Origin of the sequence: Mucilaginibacter segetis (assembly GCF_016522075.1) — a bacterium.
Taxonomy (GTDB): Bacteria; Bacteroidota; Bacteroidia; order Sphingobacteriales; family Sphingobacteriaceae; genus Mucilaginibacter; species Mucilaginibacter segetis.
On sequence record NZ_JAEHFW010000001.1, the window covers coordinates 1,668,911 to 1,685,609 of the forward strand.

At 36.2% G+C, this 16,699-nt stretch carries 8 protein-coding genes; all 8 read left to right on the forward strand.

Features of this window, described 5'->3' with window-relative positions:
- The first annotated feature begins 58 nt into the window (after nucleotides 1-58).
- The gene (locus tag I5M19_RS07625) at nucleotides 59-736 is read left to right on the forward strand and encodes an ABC transporter ATP-binding protein (protein WP_200065606.1); all 678 of its coding nucleotides are present in this window, start codon (nucleotides 59-61) and stop codon (nucleotides 734-736) included.
- Nucleotides 737-847: 111 nt separating this feature from the next.
- Nucleotides 848-3,241, forward strand: a complete 2,394-nt coding sequence (locus tag I5M19_RS07630; RefSeq protein WP_200065607.1) for an ABC transporter permease — start codon at nucleotides 848-850, stop codon at nucleotides 3,239-3,241.
- Nucleotides 3,242-3,276: 35 nt separating this feature from the next.
- On the forward strand, nucleotides 3,277-5,709 hold the full coding sequence (locus tag I5M19_RS07635) for an ABC transporter permease (protein ID WP_200065608.1): 2,433 nt from the start codon (nucleotides 3,277-3,279) through the stop codon (nucleotides 5,707-5,709).
- A 37-nt stretch (nucleotides 5,710-5,746) separates the two neighbouring features.
- Nucleotides 5,747-8,104 carry an ABC transporter permease gene (locus tag I5M19_RS07640; RefSeq protein WP_200065609.1) on the forward strand — a complete coding sequence of 786 codons (2,358 nt, stop codon included), beginning with the start codon at nucleotides 5,747-5,749 and terminating at the stop codon, nucleotides 8,102-8,104.
- Between the two features lie 51 nt (nucleotides 8,105-8,155).
- Complete coding sequence (locus tag I5M19_RS07645; RefSeq protein WP_200065610.1) at nucleotides 8,156-10,507, forward strand: ABC transporter permease; 2,352 nt, start codon at nucleotides 8,156-8,158, stop codon at nucleotides 10,505-10,507.
- Between the two features lie 54 nt (nucleotides 10,508-10,561).
- Entirely contained in the window at nucleotides 10,562-12,955 is a 2,394-nt protein-coding gene (locus I5M19_RS07650) for an ABC transporter permease (RefSeq protein ID WP_200065611.1), read from the forward strand.
- Between the two features lie 142 nt (nucleotides 12,956-13,097).
- On the forward strand, nucleotides 13,098-15,575 hold the full coding sequence (locus I5M19_RS07655; RefSeq protein WP_200065612.1) for an ABC transporter permease: 2,478 nt from the start codon (nucleotides 13,098-13,100) through the stop codon (nucleotides 15,573-15,575).
- A gap of 90 nt (nucleotides 15,576-15,665) precedes the next feature.
- Complete coding sequence (locus tag I5M19_RS07660; protein WP_200065613.1) at nucleotides 15,666-16,688, forward strand: DUF4097 family beta strand repeat-containing protein; 1,023 nt, start codon at nucleotides 15,666-15,668, stop codon at nucleotides 16,686-16,688.
- The last annotated feature ends 11 nt before the right edge of the window (nucleotides 16,689-16,699 follow it).

Consider the following 16,699-nt stretch of genomic DNA (forward strand, 5'->3'; position numbering starts at 1 on the left):
CAATTAAACAATTAAAACAAAAAGAATCCGGACGCAAGAAAGGATTTAGGAGGGGCTTATGATAAAAATTACAAACCTTGAGAAATTCTACCGTACAGAAGAGGTGGAGACCATCGCTTTAAACAAACTTTCTATGGAAGTTAATACCGGCGAGTTTGTGGCCATAATGGGGCCATCAGGCTGTGGAAAATCCACTTTGCTAAATATTCTGGGAATGCTTGACGACCCGGACGAAGGTAGTTATGTTTTTAATGGTGTTGAAATTGCACACTTCAATGAACGTAAACGTGCCGACTTAAGGAAGCATAATATCGGTTTTGTTTTCCAAAGCTTTAACCTTATTGATGAATTAACTGTTTTTGAAAACGTTGAACTACCGTTGATTTATACCGGAGTAAGTTCATCTGAACGTGTTAAAAGGGTAGAAGAGGTGTTAGACAAAATGCAGATTATGCACCGACGCAACCACTATCCGCAGCAATTATCCGGTGGTCAGCAGCAACGTGTGGCTATTGCCCGCGCTGTTGTAAATAAACCAAAACTAATACTGGCGGATGAGCCTACCGGTAACCTGGATAGCAGCAATGGTAATGACGTAATGGAACTGCTTACCGATTTGAACGAACAAGGAACGACCATTATAATGGTTACTCACTCCGAGCATGATGCCCGTTACAGTCATCGTATTATCCGTTTGCTGGATGGTCAAACGGTAATGGAAAATATAATGGTATAGTACTTTAGCTTTTTAGTGAATTAATATATAGTTAAGTGTGCCTCCGGCATCGCCCCGTCGCCTTAAAAAGCGATGGGGATGCTTGAGAATGCATTATAATCTGTAGGCATCATGGTGAAAAATTATTTTAAGGTTGCCATCCGCAGTTTGATGCGCAACAAAGTTTATACTTCCATAAATATTATTGGTTTAGCAGTTGGTATTGCTACCTGCGTTTTAATAGGCCTGTTTGTTAAAAACGAAGTAAGCTTTGATGATAATGTGCTTAACAGCAAACAAATCTACAGATTAAATGAATATGTTCATTATGATGGCACCGCACCATCTCTCTCTGCAGCAGTTGGCCCCCCTATAGCCCCCTTTTTACAAGCCAGTCATAATGAAATTAGTAATTATAGCCGTGTATTTCCGGCCGTTCCGTTTATATATCCTTCAATTACTTTAGAATATAATGGAAAAAAAATAAAAACAGATCAAATAGCTTGTACAGACACCTCATTTGCCGATTTCTTTAATGTGAAATTTATAAGCGGCAATAAAGCGAACTTTATTAAAACGCAAAATAGTATAACCCTTACTAAAAGTTTAGCTCATAAATTATTTGGTAACGAATCTGCACTCAACAAAACTATAGTATTGCATAAATCGGATACATCCGCAACTTATTTTGTTGTAGGCAGTATAATAGCTGATATGCCTCAAAATTCGCATATGCAAATTGAAGGTTTATTACCCATTCCTGATGAATTCTTAAAGGGCTATTTGGGCGATAATTATGGCATTTTACTTGGCCCCACTTATGTTAAAATTGCAGATAATAAAAACATTGCCGCACTGGAACAAAAACTAACCAAATCCATTCATATCAAAAACACAGGGATAGATATCCGCTTGCAGCCTTTAAGCCAAATACATGCCCAATCTGTTGATATTAACTATGATTATTATAATTATAATAAAATTGATGGTAAATACATTAATATATTTATCATTATTGCGTTAGCTGTATTTCTTATTGGTTGTGTGAATTTTATAAACCTAACCATTGCAATAGCCGGGTATCGTGGTAAAGAAATAGCTATTAAAAAAATTATAGGTGCAAAACGCACACAAATTGTTCTGCAAGTTTTGACCGAAACGTTAGTTTCAGTTTTAATGGCGCTTTTTATAGCCGTAGGCTTAATAGCAGCCTTTTTGCCGGCTTTAAATAAACTTGTAAACCGTGAGCTTACGATGAATACACTTTATCAGCATAATAACCTTTTATTATTTGCTGCCATATTAGTGTTCACTACTTTATTAGCCGGCGCCTATCCAGCAATACTCATTTCATCGGCTAAGATCAATAAAGCGTTAAAATCAAAAGTGCTGTTTGGCAGTTCAAAAAGCTCTTTGCGTAATGTTCTGGTAACCGGACAGTTAGTTATAGCTGTAGTTTTTATGATAAGCCTTATTGTTATTACTCAGCAATTGAAATATCTGCAACAAAAAGACCTGGGTTTTGCTTACACCCAAATCATAAAAATCCCCCTGGATACTAAAGCAGCCGAAAAATTGACAGTTGTAAGATCGGATTTGGCAAAAATTAATGGAGTAGTTGATGTAACTAACGGCTATATGGAACTGGGTGGCAACGGTGGATTATATGGTATTGATTATAAGGCTCCTAACGGAGAGGCAAAGCATATATCCGTAAATATGGAAAATGCCGCACCCAATTATATCGATTTTTTTAAGATGAAATTGATTGCAGGCGAAACTTTTAATAAAAATCCATCAAATCAATACCTGATAAACGAAACCCTTGCCAAGCAAATTGGCTACGCAAATCCTGTTGGAAAACAAATTAATCTGAGTGGCGGATTTGATCCGGGTGTAATTGTTGGCGTAGTAAAGGACTTTAATTACAGTAATCTCCATTCAAAGATAGAGCCGCTAATAATAAGTTCTGTAGATATGCCCGTGTGGCAAACCCAATTATATATTAAAGTATTACCTGCTAATATTTCCGGCACGCTTAAGGTAATTGAACAGACAATGAAGCGTGTTACCGATGATGATCAGTTTAGCTATGAATTTATGGATGAACACTTTAAACAAGTGTATCAGTCAGATCAACAGGTAAGCACTATGATAGCAATAATTGGCGGCCTTGCATTGTTTATTTCCAGTTTAGGATTACTAAGCCTTGCCGCATTTGTAGCATTGAGAAGAAAAAAGGAAATAGGTGTACGTAAAGTATTAGGAGCTTCGGTAATAAATATTACAGCAACTTTATCTAAAGAGTTTGTGAATATTGTTTTAATAGCCTTTATAATTGCATCTGCTATAGGCTGGTATACAATGAATATGTGGCTGGAAAATTTTTCATACAGGATTGCTATTCAATGGTGGATGTTTGTATTTGCCGGAATACTAAGCCTGACTATTGTATTAATAACCATCAGTTTTCAAACTATCCGAGCAGCTTTAGCTAATCCGGTCAATAGTTTGAAAAATGAATAGTTAGAACCAACATAAACTAACTTTAACTAATTGCCATGTTTAAAAACTACCTGAAAACTGCATTTCGCAGTATAAGTAAAAATAAAAGTTTCACTTTAATAAATATTTTAGGCCTGGCATTAGGTTTAACAACTTGTTTATTTATCGTTTTTTATGTAGTTGATGAGTTAAGCTACGACAGGTATAATATAAATGCTAACAGAATTTTCCGTGTTAACGAAGACCTGAAATTAGGCGACAATAGTGTGCAGTATGCTGTTGCTATGCCACCTCTTGCTAAAACTTTAAAGGCTGAATATCCATATGTAGAAGATGCAGTAAGAATAAAAAATGCGGGAGCTACGCATGTAAAAAAAAATAACGTAAATATTATTGAAAACCGACTGGCATTTGCTGATGCGTCATTATTTAATGTATTTACATTACCAATGATAAGCGGCGACCCAAAAACTGCTTTAAATGAGCCCAATTCAGTAGTTGTTACTGAAAGCACAGCCAAAAAATACTTTAACACCATTAATGTTCTGGGTAAAGTTATTGTGTTTAATGATCATGAGAATTTTAAAGTAACAGGTGTGATAAAAGACATACCCAATCAGTCTCACTTTAATTTTGATTTTTTTCTATCAATGGAGTCATTTCCTGACAGCAGATCTAACGAATGGTTAAGGAGTGATTATAATACATATGTTTTATTAAGAAATAAGGCGGACAGTAAAAAACTGGAGGCGAGTTTCCCAAATTTACTTGAAAAGTTTAGTGGTGATCAAATGAAATCCGAGCTTAAAATGAGCATTAAGGAATTTGAAAAAAGCGGAAGTTATTTTCGGCTGAATCTGATGCCACTCACTGATATTCATTTAAAGTCGACCTTAACCGGAGAACTTGGTGCCAATAGTTCAGTGCAATACGTTTATATATTCTCCGCAATAGCATTATTCATATTATTGATCGCCTGCGTAAATTTCATGAATCTTTCTACCGCGCGATCATCAAACAGGGCAAGAGAAGTTGGCGTACGCAAAGTATTAGGATCACCTCGTAAATATCTTATTGCACAGTTCCTTTGTGAATCAATATTACTAACTTTTTTCGCTACGTTAATAGCACTGTTAGCAGCGATAATACTATTGCCCTTATTTAATCAGGTTTCAGGTAAAGAAATTGCTATTACAGCGCAGTCGCTTATATGGCTCACGCCGTTAGCATTAGCAATAATATTGATTATTGGTTCTTTAGCCGGTTCATATCCAGCATTCTTTTTATCAGCGTTTCAACCTATCGACGTACTTAAGGGAAAGTTAGCTACCGGCTTTAAAGGCGGTATGTTGCGTAATTTTCTGGTTGTTTTTCAATTCGCGATATCTATATTTTTAATAATAGGCACTTTGGTTATTTATAACCAATTAAATTATATCCAAACCAAAAATTTAGGGTACGATCGTAATCAGGTACTTGTTGTTAAAAATGCTTTTGAACTGAAGGATGAAGCCAGTGTATTTAAGCAGAGTCTTACCCAGTTGCCCGGAGTAGTTAATGCTACCATGACCGGATTTCTGCCTACATCCGGTTGGCGAAATACACGCATTTATTTTAAAGATGCGAATTTGAGTCAGAAGGAGTCGATGTTCCCGCAAAGCTGGGAGGTAGATGCCGATTACATCCCTACGCTTAATATGAAAATAGTTGCGGGTCGCAATTTTTCAAAAGATATCTCTTCTGATACAAGCGGAATAATATTAAACCAGGCAGCTGCTAAATTCTTTGGTTTTAAAGACCCGATCAACAAAACTATCTATCAATCCAAAGGGGGCGATAGCAAGGGTGAGCGTAATGTAAATGATTATCATATCATAGGTATAGTACAAGATTTTAATTTTAATTCTTTACACGAAAAAATCGAACCTATGGTGATGACATACGGACACAATTCAGGTGCTGTAAGTATCCGGGTTGGAACATCAAAAATTCCCGCGTTATTGGCACAAATAAAAGCGAAATGGAAGGCCGTTTCGCCAAACGTTGAAATGGATTATTCATTTATGGATCAGGACTTTGATGCATCGTATCGTTCTGAGCAAATGATAGGAACCATTTTTATCATTTTTACAGCATTGGCTATAATTATAGCTTGCTTAGGGTTATTCGGTTTAGCGGCATTTGCTGCTGAGCAGCGCACCAAAGAGATAGGCATACGGAAAATATTAGGAGCAAACATTGGTGCAATTATAGGAATGCTATCAAAAGATTTTATAAAGCTTGTACTGATAGCAATAGTGATTTCGTCACCCCTTGCCTGGTATTTAATGCATTTATGGTTACAGGATTTTGCCTACCGAATAAATATTTCATGGTGGGTGTTTGCTGTGGCTGGTTTAGCAGCTACTACGGTTGCTGTGCTAACTATTAGCTTTCAGTCGGTAAAAGCTGCATTGGCCAATCCGGTAAAAAGTTTAAGAAGCGAATGAGTCCAATGAATATCTAAGTAAATTAAATACATCGGTTATGTTTAAAAATTATTTAAAAATCACCTGGCGTAATTTATTAAAAAATAAAAGTTTTACCGCCATTAACATAGCAGGTCTCGCAGTTGGTATGGCAAGTGCAGCACTCATTTTATTTTGGGTACAAAACGAAATAAGTTACGATCAGTTTCACGAGAAAAAAGATCGTCTTTACCAAATGTATAATCAATCTGTGTTTGATGGTAAACTATGGAGTTGGGGTACAACTCCAAAACCTATGACACCTGCATTAAAACAGAATTATCCGCAAGTAGAGGAGGCCACACGAGTAAGTGGAGCAGATTTTTTGTTTACGCTGGGTGATAAGCATCTTAATTTAAGAGGTGATTTTACTGATCCCGATTTTTTAACAATGTTTAGTTTTCCGCTGGTAAAAGGTGATGCAAAAACAGCACTGAACAGCATGAAAAATATTGTTATCACTCAGAAAACTGCTAAAAAGCTTTTTGGCAATGATGAAGCGATGGGTAAGACCATTAGGATTGACAGTGTAGATTATTTTACTGTTACCGGTATAATGAAGGATCTGCCAAATAATACACAGTTTGATTTTGAATATATTATACCATGGTCGTACTGGGAAAAGTTGAACGGAGGACCAGATAACAATTGGGGTAATAATTCTGTACAAACTTATATTACATTAAAAAAGGGTGTTTCCGAAAGTAAATTTGATAAACAGGTTAAAAATATAACCCGCAGCCACTCAGATATAAAAGATATAGATGTATTTGTTCATCCGGCAACCAAATGGCGTCTTTACTCTAAATTCGAGAATGGTAAAATAGCTGGAGGAAGAATAGAAACTATCAAGCTGTTCAGTATTATAGCTGGTTTCATATTGCTGATAGCTTGTATAAATTTCATGAATTTAAGTACCGCCAGAAGTGAAAAGCGTGCGAAGGAGGTGGGCATCCGCAAGGTAGTTGGTGCGGGTAAAAGCAGTCTCATAGCTCAATTCTTAGGAGAATCTATATTGATAGCCATACTGGCTGGTATTGTTGCACTCATAATTGTACAACTATCATTACCCGGGTTTAATACGCTTACAGATAAGCATCTTTTCATGCCATTTGGTAGTTTCTCATTTTGGCTCATTGTGGTATCGTTTATTTTATTCACCGGCCTGTTATCTGGTAGTTATCCGGCACTTTATCTTTCATCATTCCTACCGGTAAAAGTGCTTAAGGGTACGTTTAAAGCTGCTCATACCTCAATTTCGCCGCGCAAGGTATTGGTGGTAACCCAGTTTACCTTCGCTATTGTGTTAATTATTTCCACCATAATCGTAAAAGAACAGTTGGATTATGCTCAACAGCGTGACATTGGTTACAAAAAAGATAATTTAGTTTACACTATGATAGTGGGTGATATTGAAAAAAACTATTCGCTTATTCGTAATGAACTTATTTCCAGTGGTGTTGCAACTGCTGTCAGTAAAACAAGCGCGCCCATTACACAAGGCTGGAGTGACTCGTGGGACTTTTCTTGGCCGGGCAAAAATCAAAATGAAAAGATAGATTTTAATGTATTTAACACAGATGGGAGTTTTACCCAAACTATGGGACTTAAAATTATTAAGGGGAGGGATTTAGATGTTAAAACATATCCCACAGATTCTCTTGCGATTTTACTTAATGAAGCCGCCGTAAAAATAATGGGCTTTAAAGATCCTGTGGGACAAATTGTAACACGTGGCGACAATAAGCTAAAAGTGGTAGGAGTTGTGAAAGATTTTATATTACAATCGCCGTACGAACCTGTAAAAGCTATGATTATACAGGGGCCAAAATCATGGTTTAACGTGGTGCATTTTAAGTTAAATAATAAAAACACAACTGCTCAGAATTTAAAACTTGCGGAAGCAGTGTTTAAAAAATACAATCCGGAATATCCTTTTGAATATCATTTTATTGATGAAGAGTATGCCCGTAAATTTCAGGATGAACAACGTACAGGTGTGCTTGCCTCGTTGTTTGCCGGCTTAACTATTTTCATATCCTGCCTCGGACTGTTTGGCCTTGCAACTTATATGGCCCAAAACCGCATAAAAGAGATAGGGGTAAGAAAAGTATTAGGGGCTTCTGTATTAAGCATTACTTCTATGCTTTCAAAAGACTTTTTAAAGCTGGTGGCTATTTCATTTATTGTAGCTACTCCAATAGCCTGGTATGGAATGCATAGCTGGCTTCAAGGCTATTCATACCGGGTAAATATTACTGTTTGGGTGTTTGCAATAGCCGCATTTTTAACCACCCTCTTATCTATTGTTACTGTTAGTTTTCAGGCAATTAAAGCCGCATTGGCAAATCCGGTTAAAAGCTTAAGAAGTGAATAAATTATTAGTATCATGTTAAAAAACTATATAAAAACCGCCTGGCGTAATATTATGCATAATAAATTTTATGCAATCATTAATATTACCGGGCTAACCCTAGGGCTTGTAATCGGTATTTTTATGCTGTTATGGGTCCAGGATGAATTTAGTTTCGATTCATTTAATAAAAACGCTGAAAAGATATATAAAGTTGATATTGTTGCAGGTACTGGTATCAGCAGGCAAATATTCAACAATATTATTGCACCTGTAGCAACATTTGCAAAAAACGAAATACCTGAAGTTAAAAATGCGGTACGTATCACGAGTATAGGCGATGCTCCATTTCAGTATAAAGATAAAGTTTTTTTTGAGTCGAACTTTGCTTTTACCGACCCATCATATTTTTCAGTATTTGATTTTAAGTTGATAAGGGGCAATCCTAAAAATCCTTTTCCGGACATTAATTCATTAGTGATAACCGAAAGCACAGCAAAAAAATACTTTGGGGACGAAAATCCGATAGGTAAAACGGTAATTATGGGGCAGAATGAACCCTGCCAGGTAAGCGGAGTAATTGCGGATTATCCTCCAAACTCCAGTTTTCAGTATCATGTTTTGTTACCAATGGCAAGGCTTAATTATCTTTCCTATATAAAAAACAGCCGCAGTTACGATGGTAAAACTATAGTACCATCAATGGATGCTGATTGGTCTAATTTTGGATTTGAAACCTTTTTGTTGTTAAAGCATGATGTAAACTTAAAGGCTTTAGAGAAAAAGCTTCAGGCAATACATGAAAGGAATAAACCCGAAGACGCACCAGTGCCTTATTTGGTGCAGCCTTTAATAAAAATGCATTTATTTAGAGCAGATGGCACCGATGGGGGATATTCTACGGTACGTACATTAACCATTGTTGCCGTAATGATTTTAATTATTGCTTGCATCAATTACGTGAATCTTTCTACAGCACGCTCCTTGCTTCGTGCAAAAGAAGTGAGCATGCGAAAGATAATAGGTGCGGGTAAAAGTCAATTATTTATACAATTTATTATAGAAACCGGAGTGCTGTTTATAGCGGCGGCGGCCTTGTCGTTAATATTAATGTTTTTATTGTTGCCGTATTTTAACAATTTTTCGGGAAAGCAGATCGCGTTCAATTTATCCGATACTGATGTATGGTTCTGCATTTTGGTTTCTTTTGTGGGTACACTTCTTGCGTCAAGTATATATCCTGCAATGCTGTTATCGTCATTTGAACCGCTTAAAGCATTAAAGGGACGTATTTCGGGCAGCATTGGCAATGTCAATTTCAGGCGTGTTCTGGTAGTTGTACAATTTGCCACATCTATAATTCTGATTATTGGAACGCTCGTGATCAGCAAGCAGTTAAGTTATATCAGAAATAAGGATCTTGGGTACGACAAAGAGCATGTTTTTGCTTTTACCCTGCGTAACGATATGCAGGAACATTACGACGCTGTAAAAAATGACCTGTTAAAATATCCGGCGATCGTGGGTATAACCCATGCAGGGCGTGATATAGTGAATAATGGCGGCGGTGCAACAGGCGATAATGATTGGGACGGTAAGCCGGCAAATTCTAATTTATGGTTTAACCTTATACCCGCAGATGAACAGTTTATTCCTTTTTTTAAAATGGATGTGATTCAAGGCAAAAATTTTACAGGTGCAGTTGCAGATTCTTCCCATTTTTTAATTAATGAAACTGCAGCAAAAGAAATGGGAATAACTGATCCGGTTGGTAAACGACTGCGCATACAAACAGTTAACGGAACCATCATAGGGGTTGTTAAAGATTTTAATTTTGCTACCGTGCATAAAAAAATAGAACCTATAGTTTTCCGCTATCAGCTCGAACATTGCTGGCGTGTATATATAAAAGCTTCAGGTAAAAATATCCAAAAAGCCATAGCTGCCGCGCAAACACAATGGAAGCTTTATAACAATGATATACCGTTTAACTATACTTTTTTGGACGATAGCTATACTAAGCTATACTCCGCTGATCAAAAACAGGGCGATCTCTTTAAGCTTTTTTCAGTTGTAGCCATCATGATCTCCTGCTTGGGGTTACTGGGTCTTACTACCTATTCCGCGCAGGTAAAAACCCGGGAGATAGGCATACGAAAAGTATTAGGCGCAAGTATCGGGCAAATTGTAAATATGCTGGCAAAAGAATTTATCTTACTTATTTTGCTTGCCATAATAATTGCTATACCCATTGCATGGTATAGCATGAATAGCTGGCTACGCGACTTTGCTTACAAGATAAATTTAACTTGGGTGTCGTTTGCATTATCCGGTTTTGGTGTCATCGTTATCGCACTCGTGACCATAAGTTTTCAATCTGTAAAAGCGGCTATGGCCAATCCGGTAAAAAGTTTACGAAGCGAATAATTAATTACTTATTTCATCATCAGCCTTAAAGTTTGGTATTTAAAATTTATTATCATGTTTAAAAATTACCTAAAGATTGCTTTACGCAACATAGCGAAGCAAAGGTTATATAGTGCAATAAATATAACAGGCTTAGCAGTGGCTATAGCGGTTTGTATGATGATAATGATGTATGTGGTACATGAGCATAGCTACGATGACTTTCATCATAACGCAAAACGTATATATAAGCTGCAAGCAAAAATAGAAATAGGTGGAAACACCATGAATATGGCATACATGAGTTATGCAACGGGGCCAATTATAAAACAAAGACAGCCGGTTGTAAAACAATATATGCGTACTTTAAGATATTTTAAGCCTTTAGTTATAAATAACCCGGAATTGCCTGACAGAAAATTTTCTGAAGATAATTTACTTTTTGTTGATCCCGGCTTTTTTGACTTTTTTTCTTTCAACCTAATTACCGGCAATAAGGCGAATGTTTTAACCAAACCGTTTACAGTTGTAATATCAAAACATATTGCGCAAAAATATTTTGGCAAACAAAACCCTGTTGGTAAACTGTTAACTATCAGAACCGATAGTTCTTATAATTATCAGATTACAGGTGTAGCAGAAAACTGCCCATCAAATTCATCTATCCAATATAACTTTATAGTTTCCGGTGCAAGTTTACTGGGCATGAAAGAAGCTGCCATGTATACCGGCAAACAAGGTGTCGGTCCGGGCTCATTTGATAATTATTTGCTATTAAGCCACGCTTCAGATACAACCGCACTAAACAGGGGGTTAAAAAGCATGGTTAAAAATGACAAATCACTTGAAGGTGAAACTTTTAACCTTTCTGCCTTAACAGATACACATCTAAAAAATAATTACGACGATTCATCTCATATCAGATATTTAAAAATATTCCCCCTGATAGCGTTACTAATATTATTATTAGCTTTAGTCAATTATATGAGCCTATCAACTGCACGTTCAACACTTCGTGCAAAAGAGGTTGGTGTGCGTAAAGTATCAGGAGCAAGTCGTAAAACGTTAGCCATTCAGTTTTATATCGAATCCACAATTGTTGCCTGTCTTGCGTTTTTAGTTGGGTTTATATTATTTTATGCTTTTAAGCCTTGGTTTACGAATGTTTTACAGCTAAAAATTGACAATGCATTTTTATTAAATCCGGTTATATTAAGCTTATTTATTGCTTTATTTATTCTGATAGTGTTGATAGCGGGCAGCTATCCATCTTTTATACTTTCTTCCTTTAAACCAGTAATTACCTTAAAAGGTAAGGGAAGTAATTCAGTAGGCGGTGTAACTGTACGTAAAGTATTTACTACTACGCAATTTGCGATATCAGTTGGACTTGTTATTTGCGGTATAGTAATAGATCGGCAACTTTATTATTTCAGACACGCAGAGACTGGCATGGATCGCGAAAATGTCATAATGATTCCTGTAAATAATAGTTTTGCTGGTAATTATCCGGCATTTAAACAAGATGTTTCTTCGTTAGCCGGAATTGAAGCTACCGCTACATCTCATTATGCTATGTTTAGAGGCTATGATATGTATTTTATAGATGGTAAAACAAAGGATGAATCAACTGCTTTGGCTGCCTTATCTGTTGATAAAAATTATATAGATCTTTTGAAACTAAAGTGGAAATACCCGCCCGCTCCCGGTGAAGATCTGGTTGGTACTGATAAGGTTATAATTAACGAAGAGGCAATTAACAAATTGCATCTTCAGCAAAATCCGGTTGGCGATTTTATTAAATCCGGAGGTCAAAAGTTGGAAATAACCGGGGTTATTAAAAACTTCAATTTCAGCACTATGGAGTCGGAAATAATTCCATTAGGATTATTTATTGCATCAGATACCACGAAATATTGGAGTAAAGTAGGCTGCAATTTATTTGCAAGGATAAAACCACACACCAATCTACCGGGTTTACTCAGCAATGTTCAAAATATTTATAAAAAATATGATAACATTACACCATTTGACTACACTTTTATGGATGATGCATTTAACCAGCAGTACAAAGCAGAAGATAGGCTTGCATCAATTTTCAGTTTATTTACCATAATAACCATAGCATTAGCCAGTATGGGCTTATTTGGTCTTGCGGCGTTTACCATTGAACAACGTACCAAAGAGGTTGGAATACGTAAAATTTTAGGAGCAAGTTTGGGAAATATTACGTCGTTATTGTCAGCCGATTTTTTAAAGTTAGTATTAATATCGATAATGATTGCTTCTCCAATTGCATGGTGGGCAATGAATAATTGGTTACAGAATTTTGCTTATCGTATAACTATTTCATGGTGGGTATTTATAGCGGCAGCTCTTATTGCTGTTATAGTTGCAATAGTAACTGTTAGTTATTATGCTTTAAAAACTGCTATTGCCAACCCGGTTAAAAGTTTAAGAAGCGAATAATTAATCGAAACTGTATCATAACCGAACGGTATTGTTGCGGTAACGAACACAAATTATATGATTTGTGATTCCAAAGATACTGTTAGTCAATTAATTATGTTTTTGGTATATGTTTGAATATATAATGTCAAAACCATGAGTTATGTTAAAAAATTATTTAAAAATAGCCTGGAGAAGCTTCACTCGTAATAAGATAAGCAGTACAATTAATATTATTGGCTTAACTATAGGCTTCACCTGCATTATACTAATTGGTATGTATGTGAAAGACGAATATGGCTATGATGATTTTTTTAAGGATGCGGACAGGGTTTATCGTGTAAACATTGATGGCAAAATGGGAAATGACGAATTTACCGTTGGACATACACCGCCGCCGGCAGGTGCCGCTCTAATAAATAACTTCCCCGAAATTGAAAGCTATACTCGTATTTATGACCCGGGTAACGAAATTATCCATTATCAACATAATGGGCAAAACCTATCATTAAATGAAGAAAACCTTTTATCGGTAGATTCTAATTTCCTTGAATTTTTCGATTATCCATTAATAGAAGGAAATGCTGGTTCATGTTTAAATGATGCCAACTCAGTTGTACTAACTCAAAAAGCTGCAAAAAAATATTTTGGAAACACATCGCCTATTGGACAAACCTTGATATTTGATGAATACTCCAAACCATTTACTGTAAAGGCAGTTTTAAAAGATCTTCCAAAACAATCCTCTTTACAGTTTGATATGCTGCAATCAAATATTGGTATGCCGCCGGTTAAGCGTTTTTCATGGAGCTGGGTTTGGTTACAGATGAGCACATATGTAAAACTCAAACCTAATATACCTGCGTCTGCAAAAGATATTAATCAATTAGAGGCTAAATTTCCAAAAATGGTGAGTGAGCAAGCAGCCAGTGCTTTTAATCGTATTGGACAGCCATTTGATGAATTTAAAAAGAAAGGTGGGAGATGGGATTTGCATTTGCAACCACTTAAACGAATTCATTTATATTCATCAAATATCCAAACAAATTTTTTTGCTCAGGGTGATATTAAAAATGTATATATTTTTTCAGCTATTGCCTTATTTATAATCATTTTAGCATGCGTTAATTTCATGAATCTGGCGACAGCTCAGTCGGCAAAACGGGCAAAAGAAGTAGGTGTACGTAAAGTATTAGGATCTGAAAGAAAAAATTTAATAGCTCAATTTATAACCGAAGCCATATTGTACAGTCTGTTTGCTATGATTTTAGCCTTATTTATAGTTGTGGCCGTTTTACCGGCATTTAATCAACTATCTGGTAAATTATTAGGAACCGAAGTATTTTATCATGTTAGTACATGGATAAGTATTATCTTATTAATAATTTTCACAGGTTTACTTGCGGGTAGTTACCCCGCTTTCTTTATTACTGCTGTAAAACCTGTTAATATATTCAGAGGTGGTAATATCTTCGGAAATAAGACTGGTACTTCTTTTACAAGGAACGCATTAGTGGTTTTTCAATTCACCATATCTACCATATTAATAATATGCACAATTGTTGTCTATAAGCAATTGATATACAGCCAGTCAAAAGATCTTGGTTTTAAAAAAGAGAATATATTGGTAATAGTTAATGCCGATAGGTTGGGTACAAGTGAAGAGAGCTTACGGCAAGAGTTGATTGCACTACCTGAAGTAAAAAATGCAACCATATCCACCAGTGTGCCTACAAGAAATCCCTTCGGTGATTTTTATACACCTATAGCTAATGGAGATAATATAAATAGCACTGATGGAAAGATTACGTTATCATCTTTTACGGTGGATGAAGATTTTGTTCCTACTTTTGATTTGAAAATATTAAACGGCAGGCAATTCTCTAAAAAATTCAATGACTCGGCGTCGGTTTTACTTAACGAAACCGCCGCGAAACAAATTGGATGGAAGGAGGTAATTGGTAAATCTATCGCTTATCCAGGCAACGGTAATCAAAAATTTAAAGTAATAGGTATCGTAAAAGATTTTAATACCGAGTCTATACACAGCAAGATCGCTCCCTTTGCTTTATTTTATAATACTTCTAAAAGTTATAATACCGGTCAGTCATATATTTCGGTTCGCATAAAACCCGGTGATTACCATACAACAATAAATCATATTGAAAGTAAATGGAAATCTTTTATGCCAGATACTCCTTTTGAATATAGTTTTATTGATTCAGAATTTGATGCGTTATATCGTACAGATAGAACATTAAGTAAGGTATTTACTGTTTTTACATTAATTTCAGTGCTTATTGCCTGCCTTGGTTTATTAGGTCTGGCTATTTACACAGCTGAGAGCCGTACTAAAGAAATAGGGATACGTAAAGTGCTTGGGGCATCTGTTCAGAATGTAGTAACCCTGCTATCAAAAGACTTTATAAAATTAGTCGGTATAGCGGTGATAATCTCTTTCCCTGTAGCTTGGTATGTCATGCATTCATGGTTACAGGATTTTGCTTATCGGACTGATGTAAGCTGGTGGATATTTGCTTTAGCTGCATTAATAACAGCTGTCATCGCATTAATAACTGTAAGTTTTCAATCTATGAAAGCTGCTTTAGCAAATCCTGTGAATAGTTTAAGAAGTGAGTGAATCAGGATACTATAAATAGTTATTAATTACTGATCCATGCAACCAATTCAATTTAATGTTAGTCTTATAATAAACTAAATTAAAATTATTATGAAAAGAATTTTCCTTTTATTACTTGTGGCGTCACAAACCGTTTTTGCTTCTGCCCAGGATAGCCGTACGCCTTATTTAACAAAAGCTTTATCATCCTCAATAAGAAATGTATTTGTAAAAACCAGCGGTGGAAGTATCAGCGTTAGTGGCGAGTCTGGACAAACGCCAAGGTTAGAAGTGTATATTGTCGGCAACAACAATCAAAATCTAAGCAAAGAGGAGATCAGTAAACGTTTGAATGAAGATTATACTTTAGATATTGACGTACACGACAACGAACTGCACATAACTGCTAAAAATAAACAAAACATGTTTAACTGGAGAAAATCGTTAAGCATTGGTTTTAAAATATATGTTAGCAGGCAAACAGCTAGCAATTTAAATACAAGTGGTGGTAGTATCCACATAGATAATGTTACCGGCGAACAAAACTTTAGTACCAGTGGGGGAAGCCTGCATGTAGACAATGTTACTGGTGTAATAAGAGGTTTCACCAGTGGCGGCAGTATACAGGTATCAAACGCAAAGCAGGATATTCAATTAACTACCAGTGGCGGGAGCATCAATGCCAGCAATTGTGAAGGCAATATTAAACTTTCCACCTCGGGAGGATCACTAAATCTTAACAATTTAAGCGGCACTATTCGTGCCTCCACAAGCGGCGGAAGTGTACATGGTAATCGTATAACCGGCGAATTAATTACAGGTACCTCGGGGGGAAGTGTGAACCTTTCAGCCATATCTGGCAGCGTGGATGCATCAACAAGTGCTGGCAGTATGCATGTGCAAATGCTTAGTGTAAGCAAATACGTAAAAATTGATGCCAGTTCAGGTCATGTGGATCTTCAATTGCCATCTAACAAAGGGTTAGATCTTGATTTGCGGGGAAATCGCGTCAGCTTTAATTCGACGGCTTTTACCGGTAGAAAAGAAAAAGATCGGGTTGATGGGAAAGTAAACGGTGGGGGTACCCCAGTTGAAGTAGCCGGTAACGGAAGTGTAAACGTAACATTTAATTAATTTTTTAATAA

Excerpts from the sequence above, each read along its gene's own strand:
- I5M19_RS07625 (WP_200065606.1), top strand. The coding sequence starts at position 59 with ATGATAAAAATTACAAACCTTGAGAAATTCTACCGTACAGAAGAGGTG.
- I5M19_RS07630 (WP_200065607.1), top strand. The coding sequence starts at position 848 with ATGGTGAAAAATTATTTTAAGGTTGCCATCCGCAGTTTGATGCGCAAC.
- I5M19_RS07635 (WP_200065608.1), top strand. The coding sequence starts at position 3,277 with ATGTTTAAAAACTACCTGAAAACTGCATTTCGCAGTATAAGTAAAAAT.
- I5M19_RS07640 (WP_200065609.1), top strand. The coding sequence starts at position 5,747 with ATGTTTAAAAATTATTTAAAAATCACCTGGCGTAATTTATTAAAAAAT.
- I5M19_RS07645 (WP_200065610.1), top strand. The coding sequence starts at position 8,156 with ATGCATAATAAATTTTATGCAATCATTAATATTACCGGGCTAACCCTA.
- I5M19_RS07650 (WP_200065611.1), top strand. The coding sequence starts at position 10,562 with ATGTTTAAAAATTACCTAAAGATTGCTTTACGCAACATAGCGAAGCAA.
- I5M19_RS07655 (WP_200065612.1), top strand. The coding sequence starts at position 13,098 with ATGTTAAAAAATTATTTAAAAATAGCCTGGAGAAGCTTCACTCGTAAT.
- I5M19_RS07660 (WP_200065613.1), top strand. The coding sequence starts at position 15,666 with ATGAAAAGAATTTTCCTTTTATTACTTGTGGCGTCACAAACCGTTTTT.